Here is an 18891-nt window from a genome sequence, read left to right on the forward strand (position 1 = left end):
GACAGCGGGCCGATAGGGAGCCATTCTTGATCGGGTCAGCCCCCCTGACCATCTTTTGGCGTTGCAGTTGCTGCCATTTCTCGTCTAGAAACGACGCACCGAGCCTCCCGGCAACCAACCGTCAACGGTTTTGACCGAGGATTTGGGGCTCAAAAGGGTCTGGCAATGCTGATTCGCGGCCAAATCGATGGGATTTTGGGGGAGGTGGCTCTGGCCGCCGCCACGATCCCGGCCGCGCTGCCCACCCTGCTTCTTGGCGGGCTTCTTCTTAGCTGCCCCTGAGGGCCGGCTGGGCGCTGCGCGCCTGGGCACTCAGGGGTTGGTCGAGATCACCGGACACCTCAAGCGCCCAGCAGGACTGACGGCGCGAAAGCTCAAAAGGAAATTTTGCAATGGCCCCCGTGAACAAGTCCGACAAGGACCGCGTCATCATTTTCGACACCACGCTGCGCGACGGCGAGCAGTGCCCCGGCGCCACCATGACCTTCGAGGAGAAGCTCGAGGTCGCCGAGTTGCTGGACGATATGGGCGTCGACGTCATCGAGGCCGGCTTCCCGATCACCTCTGAAGGCGACTTCCAGGCGGTGAGCGAGATCGCCCGCCGCTCCAAGAATGCCGTCATCGCCGGGCTGGCCCGGGCCCATCCCGCCGACATCGACCGCTGCGCCGAAGCAGTGAAGTTCGCAAAGCGCGGCCGCGTCCACACCGTGATCGCGACCTCGCCGCTGCATATGCGGGTGAAGCTGAACAAGACGCCGGAGCAGGTGATCGAGACCTCGGTCGCGATGGTCGCGCGCGCCCGCAACCAGATCGACGATGTCGAATGGTCGGCCGAGGACGGCACCCGCAGCGAGATGGACTATCTGTGCCGCATCGTCGAGGCCGTGATCAAGGCCGGCGCCACCACGGTGAACATCCCCGACACCGTCGGCTACACGGTGCCGGAGGAATATACCCACTTCATGAAGACCCTGATCGAGCGGGTGCCGAACTCCGACAAGGCGGTGTTCTCGGTGCATTGCCATAACGACCTCGGCATGGCCGTGGCGAACTCGCTGGCCGGCGTCGTCGGCGGCGCGCGCCAGGTCGAGTGCACCATCAACGGCATCGGCGAGCGCGCCGGCAACGCGGCGCTCGAAGAGATCGTGATGGCGATCAACGTCCGCAACGACAAATTCCCCTACTGGAACAAGATCGACACCACGCAGCTGACCCGCGCCTCGAAAGTGGTGTCGGCGGCAACCTCGTTCCCGGTGCAGTATAACAAGGCCATCGTCGGCCGGAACGCGTTCGCGCATGAGAGCGGCATCCACCAGGACGGCGTGCTGAAGGATGCCTCGACCTACGAGATCATGCGGCCCGAGATGGTCGGCCTGAAGCAGTCTTCGCTGGTGCTGGGCAAGCACTCCGGCCGCCATGCCTTCGTGCACAAGCTGGAAGAGATGGGCTACAAGCTCGGCCCGAACCAGCTGGAAGATGCGTTCACGCGGATGAAGGCGCTCGCCGACCGCAAGAAGGACATCTACGACGAGGACATCGAGGCGCTGGTCGACGAGGAGATGGCGGCCTCGCACGACCGCATCAAGCTGACCTCGCTGACCGTGATCGCCGGCACCCATGGCCCGCAGCGCGCGACCATGAAACTCGACGTCGACGGCCAGATCAAGATCGAGGAGGCCGAGGGCAACGGTCCTGTCGACGCGGTGTTCAACTGCATCAAGCGCCTGGTGCCCCACGAGGCCAAGCTCGAGCTGTATCAGGTCCACGCGGTGACCGAAGGCACCGATGCCCAAGCCGAGGTCTCCGTGCGGCTGTCGCAGGAGGGACGTTCGATGACGGCCCGCGCGGCGGATCCGGATACGCTGGTGGCATCCGCCAAGGCCTATCTCGGCGCCCTCAACAAGATCGTCATGAAGCGCCAGCGCGACAGCCTGACGACGGCCGCGGCGAGCTGACGAGCGAAGCTTGTCATTCCGGGGCGCCTCGCAGAGGCGAACACGGAATCTCGAGATTCCGGGTTCTCGCTGCGCGAGCCCCGGAATGACGGCACTTATTCATCATGAATGGCTGCTCTGCTCACGGGCGATAGCGGCTCAATGCGCGAGCCGCTATTGAAGCTGTCGGCTCAAGATCGCCGTCCGCGCGCGGGCGGCCCAAATAACGACAGGGAGAGATTATGCGCACCTTCGCGATCGCGGCGTCCGTCGCCGCGCTGGCACTAGGCCTTGCCGGCTCAGCCAGCGCCGACCCGATCATCATCAAGTTCAGCCACGTCGTCGCGACCGACACGCCGAAGGGCAAGGCGTCGGAGAAATTCAAGGAGCTCGCCGAGAAGTACACGAACGGCAAGGTGAAGGTCGAGGTCTATCCGAACTCGACGCTGTACAAGGACAAGGAAGAGCTCGAGGCACTGCAGCTCGGCAGCGTGCAGATGCTGGCGCCGTCCAACTCCAAGTTCGGCCCGCTCGGCATCCGCGAGTTCGAGGTGTTCGATCTGCCCTATATCCTTCCCGATCTGAAGACGCTGCGGAAGGTGACGGAAGGCCCGTTAGGGGCGCGGCTGCTCAAGCTGCTCGAGCCGAAGGGCATCACCGGCCTTGCCTACTGGGATAACGGCTTCAAGCAGATGAGCGCCAACAAGAAGCTGGTGACCCCTGCCGACTATCAAGGCGTCAAGTTCCGCATCCAGTCCTCGCGCGTGCTGCAGGCGCAGTTCAAGGCGCTCGGCTCGCTGCCGCAGGTGATGGCGTTCTCGGAAGTCTACCAGGCGCTGCAGACCGGCGTGGTCGACGGCCAGGAGAACACCTGGTCGAACATCTATACCCAGAAGATGCACGAGGTGCAGAAGTACATCACCGAGACCAATCACGGCTACATCGGTTACGTCGTGATCGTGAACAAGAAGTTCTGGGACGATCTGCCCTCCGACATCCGCGACCAGCTCTCGAAGGCGATGAAGGAAGCGACGGATTTCAACAATGCGCAGTCGCAGAAGGAAAACGACGACGCGCTCGCCGAGATCAAGAAGAGCGGCAAGAGCGAGATCATCAAGCTCACACCCGAGCAGGACGAGGCGATGCGCAAGGCAATGGAGCCGGTCTACAAGGACGCCGCGAGCCGCGTCGGCCAGCCGCTGATCGACGAATTCCAGAAGGAAGCCAAAAGCACGACGAACTAGTCTCGACGAGGCATGACGATTGAAGGGCTTCCGTGCTGCAACGCGGAAGCCCTTTGTTGCAAATGATGTCCAGCTCGCGATTTGATCCAGATCAAGGAGTTACATCTTCGTAACATGGACCTCCCTGTCCAAGTTGTAAGTTGCGCACGGGCTTCGCGACGCTCATCTTCAAGGCATCCTTCCAGAGGAGGTTCGGATGAGGAAGTTCACCATCGCCGCCATCGCCGTGCTCAGCATCGCCGGCTCGGGCGCGGTCTATGCCCAATTTCATCGCCCGTGGATGGAGCACTTCCATCACATGCGATTGAACCCGGAAGATCGCGCCGCCTTGGTCGATGCGCGGATCGCTGCCGTTCATGCCGGGCTGAAGCTCAACGCCGATCAGGAGAAGCTGTGGCCGCCGGTCGAGGCCGCCGTGCGCGACTTCGCCAAGTTGCGCATCGACCGTGCCAATGCACGGATGAACCCCGGACCTGGTGACGCCGACAAGCCGGACGATCCGGTCGCCCGCCTGCGACAGCGCGCCGACGACATGGGCGCGAGCTCGGCGGCCCTGAAGAAGATCGCCGATGCCGCCGATCCGCTCTACAAGACCCTCGACGACGGCCAGAAGCGGCGTCTTGCCCTGCTGACCCGCCACCGCGGCCCGTTCGGCGGCGGCGAAGACGGCCCGCCTCATCACTTCATGGAGCGGGGCATGGGCCGCATGATGGACCACATGCGCGGTGGCGATCGGGACGACGGCGCCGACCGGGAAGGCCGGCTCTGAGCGCACCGGGATTTCCCGGGGATTAACCTCTGCGAAGCCGCTGGAATCCAGCGGCTTTTCGCATTTCGGGGGGCCGTGGAAGAACCTTGGAAAACATGCGTCACATCGCTTGCCAGACCCGGATCGCTTTGCTAAACGACCGGCCTCGCAAGGCATTGACCGCCTTTCGGGCGCATAGCTCAGTTGGTAGAGCAGCTGACTCTTAATCAGCGGGTCCCAGGTTCGAGCCCTGGTGCGCCCACCATTTCAAGGCCCTGCCGACGCGGGGCCTTTTAAATTCCGCGTGCAGAATAAAGCGCGTCTGATGCGACGCTTGTTGTGGTCGGACGTCGCAGGGCGGGATTGCTATGCTCTTTCCATAGTTTCTTTATCTTCACCCCATTCAATCGCGCGCGCAGATCCGGTGGTACGGGTCGATGACGTGCTCGTCGTGGAATAGGGATATTTCGGCGAGCAAAAGACGCCGGGCATGAATTGCATATTCCGCGCGGTTCTACTAAATGGCTGCGTCCATCAATCGCTCGCGCATGCGTGGGACCACGAAATCGACGAAGGCGCGCAGCTTCAGGGGCAACCGGCTCTGCGTGTCGTAGACGAGATGCACGGGGCGTGGCGCAGGCTCGAAGGATTCGAGGACGAGCTTCAACCGGCCGCTGCGGACGTGGTCGACGATCTGGTAGGACACCACGCGGACCAGTCCCGCCCCCGAGAGCCCCGCGTCGATTGCCGCATCAATCGTGTTCACGCTGAGGCGTGAGCGGAACGAGGCAGTGATCTCGGCGCCTTCGGATTCGAAGATCCAGGTGCTCAATACGGACACGCTCTGAAACGAAATCACGCTGTGCCGAACGAGATCGTCGGGCGTCGACGGGGTACCGTTCGCAGCGAGATAGTCGGGACTTGCGCAAATCACGTGCCGCACCGTACCCAAACGCGTCGCGATCAGGCTCGAATCCGGAAGGGGGCCGATCCGCAGCGCGACATCGACCTGATCATCCAGGAAGTGCGCGACTCGATCGGTCATGACCAGTCCAACGGAAACGTCGGGGTACGCGGCGAGGAAGCGCGTCACTACCGGCAGCACATGCAACCGTCCGAACATGATCGGCGCGGTGACCACCAGGTCTCCTTTCGGCTCGGTGTATTCGCCCGCGGCGGCGCGCTCCGCTTCGGTCACTTGCTCCAGGATCGCCTTCGCGGCCGTGACATAGGAACGGCCGGCTGGCGTCAACTCCAGCCCCTTTGCGGATCGGATCAGCAGGGTTGCGTTCAGGTATGCCTCAAGCTCCGCGACCTTGCGACTGACGGTCGCCAGCGGAAGCCGGAGATCTCGGCTCGCCTTCGAGAGGCTACCGCTCTCCGCTGCTGCCAGCAGCACCGACATGGCTTCCAGGCGATCCAATGGCCCTTCCAAAAAACGAGAGGTCTTCTCCCGAATTTATCCTCTCCCGCGATTTTTTGGAAGGCATAAACCAAGAAACGGCAACTGCGCACGACCCGCGACGTCCGAACTGCCGAGGAGAGACCGATGACCACAACCCGCACCCATTACCGCAACGCAACCGTGAACGGTCGCAAGATCTTTTACCGCGAGGCCGGCGACCCTTCCGCCCCGACCATCCTGCTGCTCCATGGCCTGCCGACCAGCAGCCAGATGTTTCGCGACCTGATGCCGCTGCTCTCGGACCGCTTCCATCTGGTCGCGCCTGATTACGTCGGCTTCGGCCATTCGGACGCGCCGTCGCGGGACGCCTTCAGCTACAGCTTCGAGAACCTGGCGTCTCACGTCGCTGGCCTGATCGAGGTGTTGAAGCTCGACTCGTACGTCCTCTACATGCAGGACTATGGCGGGCCGATCGGCTTCCGCCTGTTCACGCGAGCCCCCGAACGGGTGAGGGGCTTCATCATCCAGAACAGCAACGCCTACATCGAGGGAGTCGGCGATGCGCCGAAAAAGGTGCTGCTGCCGCTCTGGGACAACCGCACGCCGGAAACGGAAAAGGCTGCGCGCGAGTTCGTCAGCCTGGAAGGCACCAAATTCCAGTGGCTGGTCGGGGCTAGCGATCCCAACGCAATCAACCCGGACAACTGGATTCTCGACCAGGCGCTGCTCGATCGTCCGGGCACGCAGGACTATCAGGTCGATCTGCTCGAGAACTACAAGACCAACGTCGCGCTCTATCCCGAATGGCAGGCGGCGTTCCGCGCGCACCGGCCGAAGACGCTGATCGTCTGGGGCAAGCACGACCCGTTTTTCATCCCGCCGGGGGCGCGCGCCTACCTGAAAGATCTGCCCGACGCGAAGCTGGTCTGGCTCGACGCCGGGCACTTCGTGCTCGACGAAAACGCCCCGCAAGTCGCCGCCGAGATCAAGGCTGTCTTCGTTCCCGAAGCCGCATCTGCCGCCTGAGCGGCCCAGTGCCGACGTCCGTCGACCATCCGCGATCATCCCCTTAAAACCCGAGAACCACGACCATGAGCAAATTGCTGTACATCAAAGCTTCGCCGCGCGGCTCCGCTTCCAAGAGCAGCGCCGTTGCCGACGTTTATGTCGCCACGCTACGCGACCGGCTTCCCGATCTTGTCGTCGATACACTCGACCTCGCGCAGGAAAGACTTCCCGAGTTCGACGGTGACAAGGTCGCCGCGAAGATGGCTGTCATCGCCGGTCAGGCTCACGAAGGCCGGCAGAAGACCGCATGGGACGAGATCACGGCGGTTGCGAACCGATTCATCTCCGCGGATCGCTATCTGATCGCGGCGCCGATGTGGAACGGCGGGATTCCCTATCGTCTCAAGCAGTATATCGACGTGATTCATCAACCAGGGCTGCTGTGGGGCCTGGATCCCCAGACGGGTTACTTCGGACTGCTGAAGAACAAGAAAGCGGTGCTGGCGCTGACGAGCGGCGCCTTCGGCCCGTCGATGCCATCGCCGGCTTTCGGTGTCGATCACCACTCAACCTATCTGCGGGACTGGCTGAACCAGGCCGGCGTCACTGACATCGAAGAGATCCGCTTCCAGCCAACACTTCTCAACCCCGATCCCGAGGGGAGCTTCGATGCCGCAGCAGCGGTGGCCCAGTTCTTCGCGGCTCGCGCCTGACAGAATCGAAAATCGAGGAGAATGATCATGGACCGCCGCCTCCTGGTATTGGCCATCGGAATGTTTGCGCTCGGCACCGACAGCTATGTCGTCGCCGGCGTGCTGCCGGAAATCTCGCGTGATTTCGATGTGAGCATCGGAGCCGCTGGCCAAATGACAACCGTGTATTCGGTCGCCTTCGCCCTGCTCTCGCCGACCATTGCCGCGATCGCAGCGAGTGTCCCGCGCAAGAGCCTGCTTCTTGCCGGCGCCGCGATCTTCGTGCTCGCCAACCTGGCGACTGCGGTCGCCCCGAGTTTCGGGATCGCACTGTTGGCCCGCGCTTTCGCTGGCCTGGGCGCGGCAATGTTCTCGCCGACGGCCACTGGATCGGCCGCCATGCTCGTTCCCGCCGAGCGGCGAGGCTTTGCTCTTTCCGTCGTCGTCGCCGGGCTCACTCTGTCCACCGCGCTCGGCTCGCCGACCGGGGCCGTCATCGGCGGCCTTGGCGATTGGCGCTGGACCATGGCCTTCGTGGCCGCTCTCGGCACCGTTGCCGGCCTCGGCGTCTGGGTCTTCTTGACCGACGTGCCGTTGCCGACGGCGGTCTCCTTGAACAAGCGCCTCGCGCCGCTCGCCGACGCGCGCGTCGGATTGACGCTCGCGACGACCTTTCTTGGCCTCACCGGAATATTCACCGTCTACACCTACTTCGCCGTCGCTTTCGACCGCGCGATTGGCGGAAACGCCGTGATGCTGGGCGCACTGCTCGTGCTCTGGGGCGCGGCCGGCACCTTCGCGAACCTCGCCTCCGGACGCCTGATCGACCGGATCGGCGCACGCAAGGTGATCCTGACGATGTTGACCGTGCTGGCGATCGACAGTGCGCTGATGCCGTGGACCAGTAGAGAGCTTTGGACCGCTGTGCCCGCGATTGTGGTCTGGGGCGCCGCCGGTTGGGGGCTGTTGGTGCCGCAGCAGCATCGGCTGGTGAGTCTCGCGCCGTCGATCGCGCCGGTACTGTTGGGCCTCAACACGGCAGGCTCATTCTTCGGCATCTCCGCAGCCGGTATTGTCGGTGCTGCAGGAATCCAAGTCCTCGGCGCGCACAACCTCGGAATCATAGGAGCTGGGTTGGCGATCATCGCACTGATCGTGGCCGAGCTCGCCACAATCCGCATCGCTGCCGCAAGTGTCTCGCGCTCAATCGAGCTTTCCCCCTCGACCTAAATCCACATCGTCGACCAAAGATGGAGTAAGGACCCATGAGTAAAGCAGTTCAAATCGTCCAAGCCTTTTACGACGCCGTATCACGGGCCGATGCAGCTACGGTTGTGGGCTTGTTACATCCCGATCTGCACTGGACCGAGGCCGAGGGATTTCCCTATTACAGCGGCACTTGGCTCCGCCCGCAGGAGGTCCTCGACAAGCTGCTGGTCCCGCTGGTGCGCGACTGGGACGATTTCTCCGCCGTTGCCGACGATTTCATCGTCGAAGGCGATCGTGTCGTCAGCCTCGGTGTCTATTCCGGGGTCAACAAGGCGACGGGCAAGGCCATGCGCGCACCCTTCGCACATGTCTGGCGCGTTGCTGACGGCAAGCTCGCTCGTTTCGACATGTATACGGATACGCTGCTGATCGATCGGGCCATGCAACAGCGGCACGCCGGTGGCAGCGACGGCGCGCGGATCGGTTCATAGCTTCACGCCACGATCCAATGAAGGCTAATCGACGAGGAAGGATCAGGGCGATGAAAAATTTAGCTCTCGCGGCGCCCTGGTCCGGTCCGCGAGCTCGCACTTGCCTTCGTCGATATCGCGCGCAGATCCGACCGGACGGGGGTGCTCCTTCCGTCCCGGACACTCGCCCCGCCGGCGCGGCCGTCAGCCGCGCATGCGTGCGATCTCATCTTTCACCTGAGATGGATCGGTCTTGTCCAATGCGAGAAGAAGCGAAGCCACACGGTTGGCGGACGCTGCCCATTCGGCAAGGCGCGGATAGTTGTCGATGAACCAGCTACAGGCGCTCTGGACCACGACAAAGGCTGCCGCTGCCTGCACGACCTCGCCGAGAAGCATCGTCCCTGCGACGTATTTCGGCATGCAAAGCAGCAGGCCGATCACCGGCGCCACCAGTGAATTCGTATGGGTTATGATCGTGAGGCGCACGAGTTCCCAGCAATAGTTCAGCCACGAGGCAATCACTGCCTTGAGGGCAGGGCGGATCGCGCGAATTCCGTCCTCGCCCTTCATGCCGGACCCCATGCCTTCTCCGCTTTCACGCACATGGGTGCCAACGGCCCTCAGCTGGGCCTCGGCCCGCTTGTTCTCCTCCAGGACGTCCGTCAGCCGCCGGCCGATCAACATCGTCACGGCTGCCACGGTGATCGAGTAGACGACGACGGCGACGACCAAATAGCCGGGAATGGTCAGGGTGAGGCCCGCGGCGTCGATCGCGAGATTGCCTCCGACCACCCAGAGGATACCGATAAAGGTGGCCGCGGTCAGGAGAGAACCGACCAGCCCGAGAACGAGATCGACCGGAAGGTCTGTTGCCAGCCTGCAGTCCTCGGCGATTCGATATTCAGGGGCCTGATAATCTCCTGCCACGAAGTTCAGCCGCACGAAGCGATCCTGTCCCAGCCAGTAGCGGTAAAGCTCGTCGCTGAGCCATGCCCGCCAACTTCGCTGCAGCGTCATCCGTCCCCAAACCGAAAACACGGCGAGCGATAGACTCGCCGCCGCAAGCGGCAGGAATCGCAGGGTCTGGCCGAGAAGCTCTTTCCCATCCTTGCGCTCGATGGCGTTGAAGAAGTCGCGGTTCCAGAAATTCAGGTAGTATTGCGTCAGCAATTGCAGAAGAACCGTCGCGACGAGCAGCACGGTCAGCAGCCAGGCCAAGACCGCCGACTTGCCTGTCCAGAAGCCGCGGGCGCTTTTCCAGAAGCGCAGCAGCAACTGCCGTTCGCCCGGCGCGTGGTATGTCTCGTCGCTAGGCATGATAGCCGGCAATGGCTGTGACGTTCACACGCAAGGCGAGTCGATGAACATCATCACTGAGGCAAAGCCCCGTTCCTGGACTGAGCAACGCCGCTGAACCGCCGGCGACGCCATAGCGCAGGGCGCTATCGAGCTTGTCGCCATGGGCGAGCCTCGACACCATTGCTCCCAGGAAGCTGTCGCCGGCGCCGGATACGCTGACTGCCTCCATGGCAAGGCCATTCGCACGCAAAGCGATGTCGCGCGTCAAGAGCAGGGCGCCGCCGGGGCCCATGGACAGCGCGATGATCTCGATGCGATAGCGGCCGAACAGGCGGCGTCCCGCCTCGAGCAGCGCGGGCTCGTCGGCGCAACTGATCCCAGCCAGCTCCTGAAACTCCCGAAGGTTGGGCTTGATGAGATAGACGCCCGCCTCGAGCGCGGCCTTGAGCGAGGCGCCGGACGTGTCGACGATGACTTTGGCCGCCGCATTCGATGCCCGGACCACCCCCCCGTAAAAATCGGCCGGCACACCCGGCGGCAGGCTGCCGCTTGCGATGACAAAGACGGCCCGCGGGCTGAGGCGCGCAATGGCATCGAGACATTGCTGCCATTCGAATTCGCTGAGGGAGGCTCCAGGAAAGACCAGCCGAAACTGCTCCTTGCTCGTTTCATCGAAGATGGTGATGTCTTCACGGGTATCCTTCGATGTCGGGATGATGACGCTGCGCACGGCCTCGCGTTCCACCAGAGCGGCCAGGGTCTGGCCGGTCGCACCGCCGGCCGGATAGACGGCGGTCGTCTCAAAGCCGAGCCGCTTCAGGACGCGAGCCACATTGATCCCGCCGCCACCGGGATCACGCTGGGCCTCGGCGCAGCGCATCTTCGTGAAGGGCACCATCCTCGAGACCGAGGTCGAGATATCGACAGCCGGGTTGATGGTCAGGGTGACGATGTCGAGTTGCGCTGTCTCAGCCAATGCCTTCGACCTCCATCAGGTTACGAAGGCCGACGAACGCGACGTCGTCGTCCAGGATCAGATATGCCGGTATCGGTTCCAGGAATTTTCGGAGCCGCCCTTTCTCCTCGAAGCGTTGGCGAAACTTCGACGCGACGAGATGGTCTCGCATATGGCGCAGGATGCCGCCGCCGATGAATATCCCGCCTCTCGCGTTCACGGCGAGCGCCAGATTGCCCGCGACAGACCCCAACATCGCGCAAAACATGTCAATCGCTGCGCGGCTGGACGGACACGTTCCCTCGATCCCGGCCCGCGTAATGTCGGCCGCGCGGCGGTTTGGCGGCGTCACGCCGTCGATGGAGGCGAGAACGCCGTAGAGGTTTTCGAGCCCCGCACCCGACAGAACGCGTTCGGCCGAAACATGTCCGAAACGTTGCCGCAGATGCTCGATCACGGCATCCTCGCGCAACGAACCGCCTGCCAGCGTGGCATGGCCTCCTTCGCTGGAAAGCACGATCTGACCGTCGGAATGCGGTATGCTCACGGCCATTCCCAAGCCGGTGCCGGGGCCGATCGCAGCAAGCGGCGCGCCTGATACGCCCAGTCGCCCGCCGAGCTGCAGCAAACTGCTCGGGCCGAGGCGGGGCAGGGCCCAGGCGACCGCCTCGAAGTCGTTGATCAGGCGCACGGTCGAGAATCCATGGGCCCCGCGCAACTCTTCTGCGTCGACGATCCAGGAATTGTTCGTGAGCGCGCAGCGGCCGTTCTGAACCGCGCCGGAAGCCGCAAGGATCGCATGAGCAGGCTTTTCGGCCCTGGCCGAAGCGCCGAGATAGACAGCGAGTGCGTCCAGAAAGCTGGCGTAGTCACCGACGGCGAAGTGAGTGATCGGGCCAAGCTTGCCGTCAGCCAGCAGCGCGAAGCGGGCGTTGGTACCTCCAACATCGGCAAGCAGCGCGGCGCGTCCCCGCGGTGTCGTCTCGATCACGGCCGCACCGCCTTAATTAGCCCGGCATACCAGCCGAACGACGATTTCGGCGTTCGCCGCAGTGAAGCATAATCGACGTATGTCAAGCCGAACCTGGTGCTGTAGCCGGAATCCCATTCGAAATTGTCGAGCAGCGACCAGACGAAATAGCCGCGAACATCGACGCCGCCGGCGGCTGCGTCATTCATCGCGTTGACGTAGGCCTTGAGAAATTCAATTCGGCCCGGGTCGATCACAGCACCGGTCCGGTCGGGTTCGTCGGAATTGCCGTATCCATTCTCGAGCACGTAGATCGGCAGGCGATACCGTGTGTGGGTCGCCCGTAACGTCTCGCGGAAAGCCTCGGGATCAATCGGCCATCCGATCGGGGTCAAGGCAGCGTCGGCCGGCTTGTCGCCGAAGTCGTAGCCCAGCATGGAATCCGCCCGCGACTTCACGTAGACCGGGCTGTAGTGGTTCAGTCCAAACCAGTCGAGCGGACGGCAAATTTGCGCGAGATCGCCGGGTCGCAGATGCGGCTCGATCGCAGCTCGCATCGATGGCGGATATTCGCCGCGGCACTGCGGGTCCGGAAAGGCTGCATTCCAGTAATCGTCCAGGCGCGCCGCAGCCGCCACATCGGCTTCGCTTGCGCTGGAAGCCCGGCAGGGCTGCCGATTGTGAATGCAGCCGATTGAGGCATCGACGACGTTCGCGCGAAGCACGTCCACCGCCGATCCGTGGGCGAGGTTGACATTGTGGATCATGCGATGGAGCTGGTTCTCGTTGCTCCGCTCCATGTTGCCGAGTGAGCGGCTGAACAGGCAGAAGATCGAAGGCTCGTTGAAAGTCGCGAAGCGCTTGACGCGGTCGCCAAGGCGCGAAGCGATCAGAGCTGCATAGTCGGCGAACCATGTGGCCGACTCCCGATTGAGCCAGCCGCCATGCTCCTCGAGGGCCTGCGGCAGATCCCAATGATACAGGCACAGCCATGGCTCGATGCCGGCGGCCAGGAGCGCGTCGACCAGCCGGTCATAGAATGCAAGGCCGGCCTCGTTGATGGAGCCACGCCCTTGCGGCAGGACGCGCGGCCAGGCCACCGAGAACCGGTATGCCTGAACGCCCAGCGCCTTCATGAGACCGACATCCTCGCGGTAGCGATGATAGTGGTCGCAGGCGACATCGCCGGTGTCACCATTCTTGATCTTGCCGGTCCGGCAATAGATATCCCAAACGCTCAATCCGCGCCCGTCCTCCTGTGTTGCCCCTTCGATCTGGAAGCTGGAGGTGGACACGCCCCAGATGAAGTCAGGGCGCAGGCTGGCGGTGCTCGGCAGTTGCGTTGGCGGCATGAGCGACCTGCTTGGTCCTGCTCAGCCGGTGACCGGTTCGCCGTCACGCGACCGGCCGGCTGGATTTCAGGGGCGTTGTCTTCCTTCTGAATTGGTAGTCACGGTGGCCCGGCTGGTATTGAGATAGGTCAAGAACCGCTGGCTTGGCCGTGCGATGGAGTGGCATCTTCAGACTGCCGCCGGGGGCACGCTTGCGAAGGACCAGATGGGGAGGGGTCGTCGACGACGGCCTCGAGGGAAACGGCTTCTTCCGCGTCGCCGAGCGCAATGGCGTATTCTGGTTCATCGATCCCGATGGGGGCCGCTTCATCTCGAAGGGGATCAACACGGTCCGCTTCGATCAGGACCACATCGGACGCAGCGAGCGCGTGCCCTATGCCGAGGCTTGCCAGGCCAAATACGGCAGCCTGCAAACCTGGCGCAGGACTACGTCCGACCGCTTGGCAAGCTGGCAATTCAACACGATAGGCTGCTGGTCGGACGAAGCCGTGGCCGGCTCGGCATCGCAATTGCTGGCGAGCACTCCGACCGCGGCGCTCGGCGCATCCTTTCGCTTGCATCGTCGCGACCAGATCTTTCCGGATGTCTTCGATCCCGAGTTTTCCGCGCATATCCGTGCGAGCGCCGATCTTCGGTGCAGGCATCGGCGCAACGATCCGGGCCTGCTCGGCACGTTCATCGATAACGAGCTCTACTGGTCGCCCGACTGGCGCGGTACCGACGAACTCCTGACGTTGTTCTTGAACCTGCCGGCCCGCCGACCAGGCAAGGTCGCCGCACTTTCGGGTTTGCAGTCGCATTACCGGGATTTTGCTCAGTTCAATGCGGTATGGCGGACGCAGGCGCGATCTTGGGAGGAACTGGGAAGGATCGAACATGTCGTGCCGCCGTTCGTGAGGCTCCGGCCCGGCGTCTTGAACGATGCCCTCGAGACCAAGGCCAATTTGGCCGATCCCGTACGCGAAGCGTTTTCAGCAGATTGCGATGCCTTCGTGGCGGTCGTGGCCGACAAATATTTCGAGCTCTGCGTCTCGGCGATCAAAGCGGCCGATCCCAATCATCTCGTGCTCGGATCCCGGTTCGGCTATCAGCCGCCGGCGAGCGTCATTGCAGCGTCTGGCCGGCATCTCGACGTGATCTCCTTCAATTGCTACGAGTTCGACCCCGGTCCGGTCATTGACGCTTATGCTGCCGCCAGCAAGCCATGCCTGATCTCCGAATTCTCTTTTCGCGGTGATGACGCGGGCCTGCCAAACTCCAAAGGGGCCGGACCGCGTGTCGCCACTCAGGCCGAGCGTGCCCGGGCCTTCGAGGGCTATGTCGTGACGGCCCTCAGCAAGCCGAATGTGATCGGCTATCACTGGTTCGAGCATGCCGATCAGCCGGCGGAAGGGCGCTTTGACGGAGAAGATTCGAATTTCGGCACGGTGACCATCGACGACGAGGTGTATGGCGAACTGACGAGAACCATGACCAGAGTCAATGCCGCCGCAGAACGTATTCACCTCGCCGCCGGCCCGGCGGCGATTTGATCGCAGCAGCGAGCAAAAGCGTCACGCCGGGGATCTCTGCAGATCGGCTTCGGCGTCGGCCACCACGGCCATGGTGCGAAATACGCTCGAAGGATTGACACTGATCGAGTCGATGCCAAGTCCCGTCAAATATCGCGCAATCTCCGGATAATTCGCAGGTGCTTCGCCGCAGATGCCGATATGACGGCCATTGCGCTTGGCGCCCACCACGGCCTGTCGGAACATCTCCAGCATTCCGGGGTCGCGCTCGTCGAAATCGAAGGCAACGATATCGGAATCCCGGTCGACCCCCAGCGTAAGTTGCGTGAGGTCGTTCGAGCCGATCGAGAAGCCATCGAACAACTGAGCAAATGCGTCGACCTGGATGACGTTGTTCGGAATCTCGCACATGACGTAGATCTCGAGCCCGTCTTCGCCGCGCTGCAGTCCATTGGCAGCCATCGTCGCGATAACGCGCCGGGCTTCCTCGACGGTTCGGCAGAACGGCACCATGATGCGCAGATTGGAGAGACCCATCTCGTTCCGCACTCGGCGGAGCGCGGCGCACTCCAGGGCAAATCCTTCGGCATAGGCAGGATGGCTGTAGCGGGAGGCGCCCCGGAAACCCAGCATCGGGTTTTCTTCCCGGGGCTCGAAGCCTTCGCCACCGATCAGGCTGGCATACTCGTTGGTCTTGAAATCGGAAAGCCGCACGATCACGGGCTTCGGATAGAATGCCGCGGCGATGGTGCCGACGCCTTCCGCAAGTCTCTGAACGAAGAAATCGGCCGGGCTGGTGAAGCCCTTCACCAGGCGCGCGATCTCGGCGCGCGCCTTGGCTGACTTGACCTTGTCCGGCTTGAGCAAGGCCATCGGGTGAACGCCGATATGCTCGCTGATGATGAATTCCATGCGGGCGAGGCCGACCCCGGCCTGCGGCTGCATCGCAGTGCGGAACGCCATCTCCGGCGTGCCGACATTCACCATGATGGCGGTGCGTGGCCGCCGAAGCTCGCTGACCGGCGTTCTGGTCACGTCGAAAGCAATCTTTCCCTCATAGACGCTGCCGACCTCCCCTTCGGCGCAGCAGATCGTCACCTCGGTCCCGGTCTTGATCTTCTCCGTCGCGAGTGTGGTGCCCACCACGGCCGGGATGCCCAATTCTCGCGCGATGATGGCGGCATGGCAGGTGCGGCCGCCTTTGTCGGTGATGATGCCGGCCGCGGTCTTCATGACCGGCTCCCAATCCGGGCTGGTGGCCGGCGCCACCAGGATCTCGCCGGGCCTGAAGGCCGCGAGATCGCGCGCAGTCACGACGCGACGCGTTCGTCCCGACGCGATCTTCTCACCCACCGCGCGACCGGTAACGATGTTTGAGCCGCGTCCCTTCAGATAGTAGGTCTCGTAGACGTCCGCCGCGCGCCGCGAGGCGACCGTCTCGGGGCGGGCCTGAATGATGTAGAGCGTTCCGTCGGCGCCGTCCTTGGCCCATTCGATGTCCATCGGCATCGCGACCCCGGCGTGTTTGGAATAGTGAGCCTCGATCAGAACCGCGCTCTCGGCAAGGCTGAGCACGTCCTGGTCGGAAATGCAGAACTTCCGGCGCTCTGCGTCGGGGACATTGCGGGTCAATGTTGCATGCTCACCGCCACGTTTGCCGTAGATCATGCGGATTTGCTTGGCTCCGAGCCGGCGCCGCAGCACGTGACGATAACCCTGGCTCAGCGTGGGCTTGTGAACGTAGAATTCGTCCGGGTCGACCTGGCCCTGCACGATGGTCTCGCCGAGCCCGTAGCAACCGGTGATGAAGACCACCTCTCGAAAGCCGGATTCGGTATCGAGCGTGAAGATGACGCCACTGGCTGCGAGATCGGAACGGACCATCTTCATCACGGCGACGGAGAGCGCGACCTTGAAATGATCGAAGCCGTTGTCGATACGATATGAGATCGCGCGATCGGTGAAAATCGAGGCAAAGCAGCGCCGGCAAGCCTCGAACAAGTCTTTGGGCCCCCGCACATTGAGAAAGCTTTCGTGCTGACCTGCAAAACTCGCCGTCGGTAGATCCTCCGCCGTCGCGGAGCTCCGTACGGCGACGGCGACCCCGCTCCCGGCCTCGCGTTCAAGCTTTCGATAGGCGTCCACGATCTGTTCGCGCAACAGTGGCGTGTCCATCGCCCTGTATATGATCTCGCGGGCTTTGGCTGCCTTGCTCGCGAGCTGCTTGATCTTGCTCTTGTCGATCCCATCGAGAAGCCGGTGAAGCTCGTCCGCGACGCCGTCCCGCGACAGCGCTTCGCGATAGGCGTCTGCCGTGATGGCGAAGCCGTTTGGAACGGCAACCCCTTGGGATGCGAGAGCGGAATGCAATTCGCCGAGCGAAGCGGTCTTGCCGCCCACCAGCCCGACATCGCCCAATCCGATTTCGAGGAAAGATCTGATATATCCGGACATGCGAACAGCAGATCACGCCGGGCCTGCCTGGCCTTGAGGCAGGTCAATTTTTCGAACGATTCAGGCGCCGCCCAATAAATCGTCGATAACATTCCGGAGCAAAGGCTCGACACGCGCAGCCGATGCGTTGACGTCAGACTTCGAGCTTGCTTTCCGGCAATGTCGCGGCTGCGATGGCGAGTTGAACGGTTTCGTCCTGCGCCTTGATGGCGCGCGTCAGTGAAAACAACCGTTGGCGGGTGTCGTAAAGCTGATCGAGCAGCGACAGCACGATCGGTAGCGTGCTGTCATCAACTTCGAGGTCATAGGTCAGCGTGCAGATGAGACGGATCCGCGCGCATTCCATGTCCGAGAACGTCAGGGACCCCCGGTCCTGTTCCACGACCAGTTCTTCGCGGATCCAGCGTTCCAGATCGGCGCGCTGAAGCGCGGAGATGGTCGCCAAGAGATCATCAATGGCCATCATGGCTCCATCTCCTTGCGTGGATCCTGAGAGTTTATCGGCCGCCATTGTTCCAGAAATCGTACCAATTCGGGCTCCTCGGCCGTGGGAAGGATGACCTTCAGCTCGATCAATTGATGTCCGCGCTGCCCAGACTTTCGGTTGCGGATCCCTCTTTCGCGCAGCCGCAGCATGGTGCCGGAATTCGAACCCTTTGGCACCGTCACGGTCACGGGTTGAGTGATTGTCGGTACCTCGATTTTGCCTCCCAGCACCGCTTCCCGCAGGGTCACGGGTACTTGGACATGGATGTTGTCATCCTTGCGATGAAAGAACGGATGCGGCTGGATGTGCAACTCGACATAGGCATCGCCTGGCGGCCCGCCGCCATAGCCACGCATTCCCTGGCCTTTCAGCCGCAGCATCTGGCGGTCCTCGGCGCCCTCGGGGACAGTTACCTCCAGGGTCTTGCCGTCCGGCAGCGTGATGGTCCGCGTGGCACCGCTGGCGGCGTCCAGGAAGGCGACCGGCAGCACATAGCTCACATCCTGACCGCGCGCGCGGAATGCTCCCTCTGATCGTTGCCCACTGCCGGCAAACGCTCTTGCCAGGAACTCTTCAAGATCTTCGTTGCTGTCAAATCCATCCTGTGCGGCATGGGTGGTGTAGCCAGGCCCGTCCGCGAAGTCGCGATAGAAACGCTCCTGCGGCCGCTCTGCACCGCTGGCGTCGATCTCACCGGCGTCAAATCGCCGCCGCTTCTCCTTGTCCTTGAGCAGATCGTTGGCAGCCGAGATGGCCTTGAACCTGGCCTCTGCCTCCTTGTCGCCCGGATGCAGGTCAGGATGAAATTTGCGCGCGAGCTTCTTGAAGGCGTTCTTGATTTCCTTCTCGGTCGCGGTTCGGGTCACGCCAAGCGTCTCGTAAGGGTCTTTCATTCAACTGATCCCGGAAGGCCTAAGAAATCCAATCAACCTTCGCGGCCTTGCGAGGTGAATTCGCGTATCGCGCGTCGACGTAGATGGCTTCGTTGAGATCCATGGCCGTCTCCACTTGCATACATCGTAATCCTGACGCGCCCGTCATTTCTCGGTTTGATGTCGATCAAATTGACCGAGATGAATGGTCTTAGGCTGGATTGTATGCAGTCAATGTAGGCGAGATGCAGGAACCGCCGTCATGGGATCGTCAGCGC

At 62.6% G+C, this 18891-nt stretch carries 16 protein-coding genes and 1 tRNA gene; 9 read left to right on the forward strand and 8 right to left on the reverse strand.

Annotated features, from left to right (window positions below):
• Positions 1-392: 392 nt before the first annotated feature.
• The 4 genes from XH91_RS09980 (at position 393) to XH91_RS09995 (ending at position 4191) form a co-directional block, all read left to right on the forward strand.
• A complete protein-coding gene (locus XH91_RS09980) occupies positions 393-1955 on the forward strand; it encodes a 2-isopropylmalate synthase (RefSeq protein ID WP_128950439.1) in 1563 nt (520 codons plus the stop codon).
• 221 nt (positions 1956-2176) lie between these two features.
• Positions 2177-3178, forward strand: coding sequence for a TRAP transporter substrate-binding protein (locus tag XH91_RS09985; RefSeq protein WP_128950440.1), 1002 nt, complete (start codon positions 2177-2179; stop codon positions 3176-3178).
• A 196-nt stretch (positions 3179-3374) separates the two neighbouring features.
• Positions 3375-3947, forward strand: a complete 573-nt coding sequence (locus XH91_RS09990) for a Spy/CpxP family protein refolding chaperone (protein WP_128950441.1) — start codon at positions 3375-3377, stop codon at positions 3945-3947.
• Positions 3948-4115: 168 nt separating this feature from the next.
• Positions 4116-4191, forward strand: a tRNA-Lys gene (locus XH91_RS09995).
• Between the two features lie 252 nt (positions 4192-4443).
• Here XH91_RS09995 and XH91_RS10000 read toward each other — a convergent pair.
• The gene (locus XH91_RS10000) at positions 4444-5349 is read right to left on the reverse strand and encodes a LysR family transcriptional regulator (protein WP_128950442.1); all 906 of its coding nucleotides are present in this window, start codon (positions 5347-5349) and stop codon (positions 4444-4446) included.
• A gap of 126 nt (positions 5350-5475) precedes the next feature.
• Between XH91_RS10000 and XH91_RS10005 the strand changes: the two genes are divergently transcribed.
• The 4 genes from XH91_RS10005 to XH91_RS10020 all read left to right on the forward strand — a co-directional run bounded on the left by XH91_RS10005 (position 5476) and on the right by XH91_RS10020 (position 8731).
• Positions 5476-6357, forward strand: coding sequence for an alpha/beta fold hydrolase (locus XH91_RS10005; protein WP_128950443.1), 882 nt, complete (start codon positions 5476-5478; stop codon positions 6355-6357).
• Positions 6358-6422: 65 nt separating this feature from the next.
• Entirely contained in the window at positions 6423-7052 is a 630-nt protein-coding gene (locus XH91_RS10010; protein WP_128950444.1) for an FMN-dependent NADH-azoreductase, read from the forward strand.
• 27 nt (positions 7053-7079) lie between these two features.
• A complete protein-coding gene (locus XH91_RS10015) occupies positions 7080-8261 on the forward strand; it encodes an MFS transporter (RefSeq protein WP_128950445.1) in 1182 nt (393 codons plus the stop codon).
• 35 nt (positions 8262-8296) lie between these two features.
• On the forward strand, positions 8297-8731 hold the full coding sequence (locus XH91_RS10020) for a nuclear transport factor 2 family protein (protein WP_128950446.1): 435 nt from the start codon (positions 8297-8299) through the stop codon (positions 8729-8731).
• Positions 8732-8914: 183 nt separating this feature from the next.
• Here the strand turns inward: XH91_RS10020 and XH91_RS10025 are convergent, their stop codons facing one another.
• The 4 genes from XH91_RS10025 to XH91_RS10040 form a co-directional block, all read right to left on the reverse strand.
• On the reverse strand, positions 8915-10030 hold the full coding sequence (locus XH91_RS10025) for an SbmA/BacA-like family transporter (RefSeq protein WP_128950447.1): 1116 nt from the start codon (positions 10028-10030) through the stop codon (positions 8915-8917).
• A complete protein-coding gene (locus tag XH91_RS10030; RefSeq protein ID WP_245477294.1) occupies positions 10023-10910 on the reverse strand; it encodes a 1-phosphofructokinase family hexose kinase in 888 nt (295 codons plus the stop codon). The genes XH91_RS10025 and XH91_RS10030 overlap by 8 nt, the downstream gene beginning before the upstream one ends.
• 70 nt (positions 10911-10980) lie before the next feature.
• The gene (gene glk / locus XH91_RS10035; protein ID WP_128950448.1) at positions 10981-11958 is read right to left on the reverse strand and encodes a glucokinase; all 978 of its coding nucleotides are present in this window, start codon (positions 11956-11958) and stop codon (positions 10981-10983) included.
• Positions 11955-13289 carry a GH1 family beta-glucosidase gene (locus XH91_RS10040; RefSeq protein ID WP_128950449.1) on the reverse strand — a complete coding sequence of 445 codons (1335 nt, stop codon included), beginning with the start codon at positions 13287-13289 and terminating at the stop codon, positions 11955-11957. Before XH91_RS10040 ends, glk begins: the two co-directional genes overlap by 4 nt.
• Before the next feature lie 191 nt (positions 13290-13480).
• Here XH91_RS10040 and XH91_RS10045 point away from each other — a divergent pair, with 191 nt between their 5' ends.
• Positions 13481-14821, forward strand: a complete 1341-nt coding sequence (locus XH91_RS10045) for a glycoside hydrolase 5 family protein (protein WP_164938259.1) — start codon at positions 13481-13483, stop codon at positions 14819-14821.
• A 21-nt stretch (positions 14822-14842) separates the two neighbouring features.
• Here XH91_RS10045 and ppsA read toward each other — a convergent pair whose 3' ends face one another.
• From ppsA to XH91_RS10060, 3 genes are all read right to left on the reverse strand, one after another.
• Complete coding sequence (ppsA, locus tag XH91_RS10050; protein ID WP_128950450.1) at positions 14843-17254, reverse strand: phosphoenolpyruvate synthase; 2412 nt, start codon at positions 17252-17254, stop codon at positions 14843-14845.
• Between the two features lie 133 nt (positions 17255-17387).
• Positions 17388-17717 (reverse strand): hypothetical protein, encoded by a 330-nt coding sequence (locus XH91_RS10055; protein ID WP_245470727.1) that lies wholly within the window; start codon positions 17715-17717, stop codon positions 17388-17390.
• Positions 17717-18634, reverse strand: a complete 918-nt coding sequence (locus tag XH91_RS10060) for a DnaJ C-terminal domain-containing protein (RefSeq protein WP_128950451.1) — start codon at positions 18632-18634, stop codon at positions 17717-17719. Before XH91_RS10060 ends, XH91_RS10055 begins: the two co-directional genes overlap by 1 nt.
• Positions 18635-18891 lie beyond the last annotated feature (257 nt).

Source organism: Bradyrhizobium guangzhouense, assembly GCF_004114955.1.
GTDB classification, from domain to species: Bacteria; Pseudomonadota; Alphaproteobacteria; order Rhizobiales; family Xanthobacteraceae; genus Bradyrhizobium; species Bradyrhizobium guangzhouense.

Coding starts and splice junctions, on each gene's coding strand:
- XH91_RS09980 (WP_128950439.1), top strand. CDS start 393: ATGGCCCCCGTGAACAAGTCCGACAAGGACCGCGTCATCATTTTCGAC.
- XH91_RS09985 (WP_128950440.1), top strand. CDS start 2,177: ATGCGCACCTTCGCGATCGCGGCGTCCGTCGCCGCGCTGGCACTAGGC.
- XH91_RS09990 (WP_128950441.1), top strand. CDS start 3,375: ATGAGGAAGTTCACCATCGCCGCCATCGCCGTGCTCAGCATCGCCGGC.
- XH91_RS10005 (WP_128950443.1), top strand. CDS start 5,476: ATGACCACAACCCGCACCCATTACCGCAACGCAACCGTGAACGGTCGC.
- XH91_RS10010 (WP_128950444.1), top strand. CDS start 6,423: ATGAGCAAATTGCTGTACATCAAAGCTTCGCCGCGCGGCTCCGCTTCC.
- XH91_RS10015 (WP_128950445.1), top strand. CDS start 7,080: ATGGACCGCCGCCTCCTGGTATTGGCCATCGGAATGTTTGCGCTCGGC.
- XH91_RS10020 (WP_128950446.1), top strand. CDS start 8,297: ATGAGTAAAGCAGTTCAAATCGTCCAAGCCTTTTACGACGCCGTATCA.
- XH91_RS10025 (WP_128950447.1), bottom strand. CDS start 10,030: ATGCCTAGCGACGAGACATACCACGCGCCGGGCGAACGGCAGTTGCTG.
- XH91_RS10030 (WP_245477294.1), bottom strand. CDS start 10,910: ATGGTGCCCTTCACGAAGATGCGCTGCGCCGAGGCCCAGCGTGATCCC.
- XH91_RS10040 (WP_128950449.1), bottom strand. CDS start 13,289: ATGCCGCCAACGCAACTGCCGAGCACCGCCAGCCTGCGCCCTGACTTC.
- ppsA (WP_128950450.1), bottom strand. CDS start 17,254: ATGTCCGGATATATCAGATCTTTCCTCGAAATCGGATTGGGCGATGTC.
- XH91_RS10055 (WP_245470727.1), bottom strand. CDS start 17,717: ATGGCCATTGATGATCTCTTGGCGACCATCTCCGCGCTTCAGCGCGCC.
- XH91_RS10060 (WP_128950451.1), bottom strand. CDS start 18,634: ATGAAAGACCCTTACGAGACGCTTGGCGTGACCCGAACCGCGACCGAG.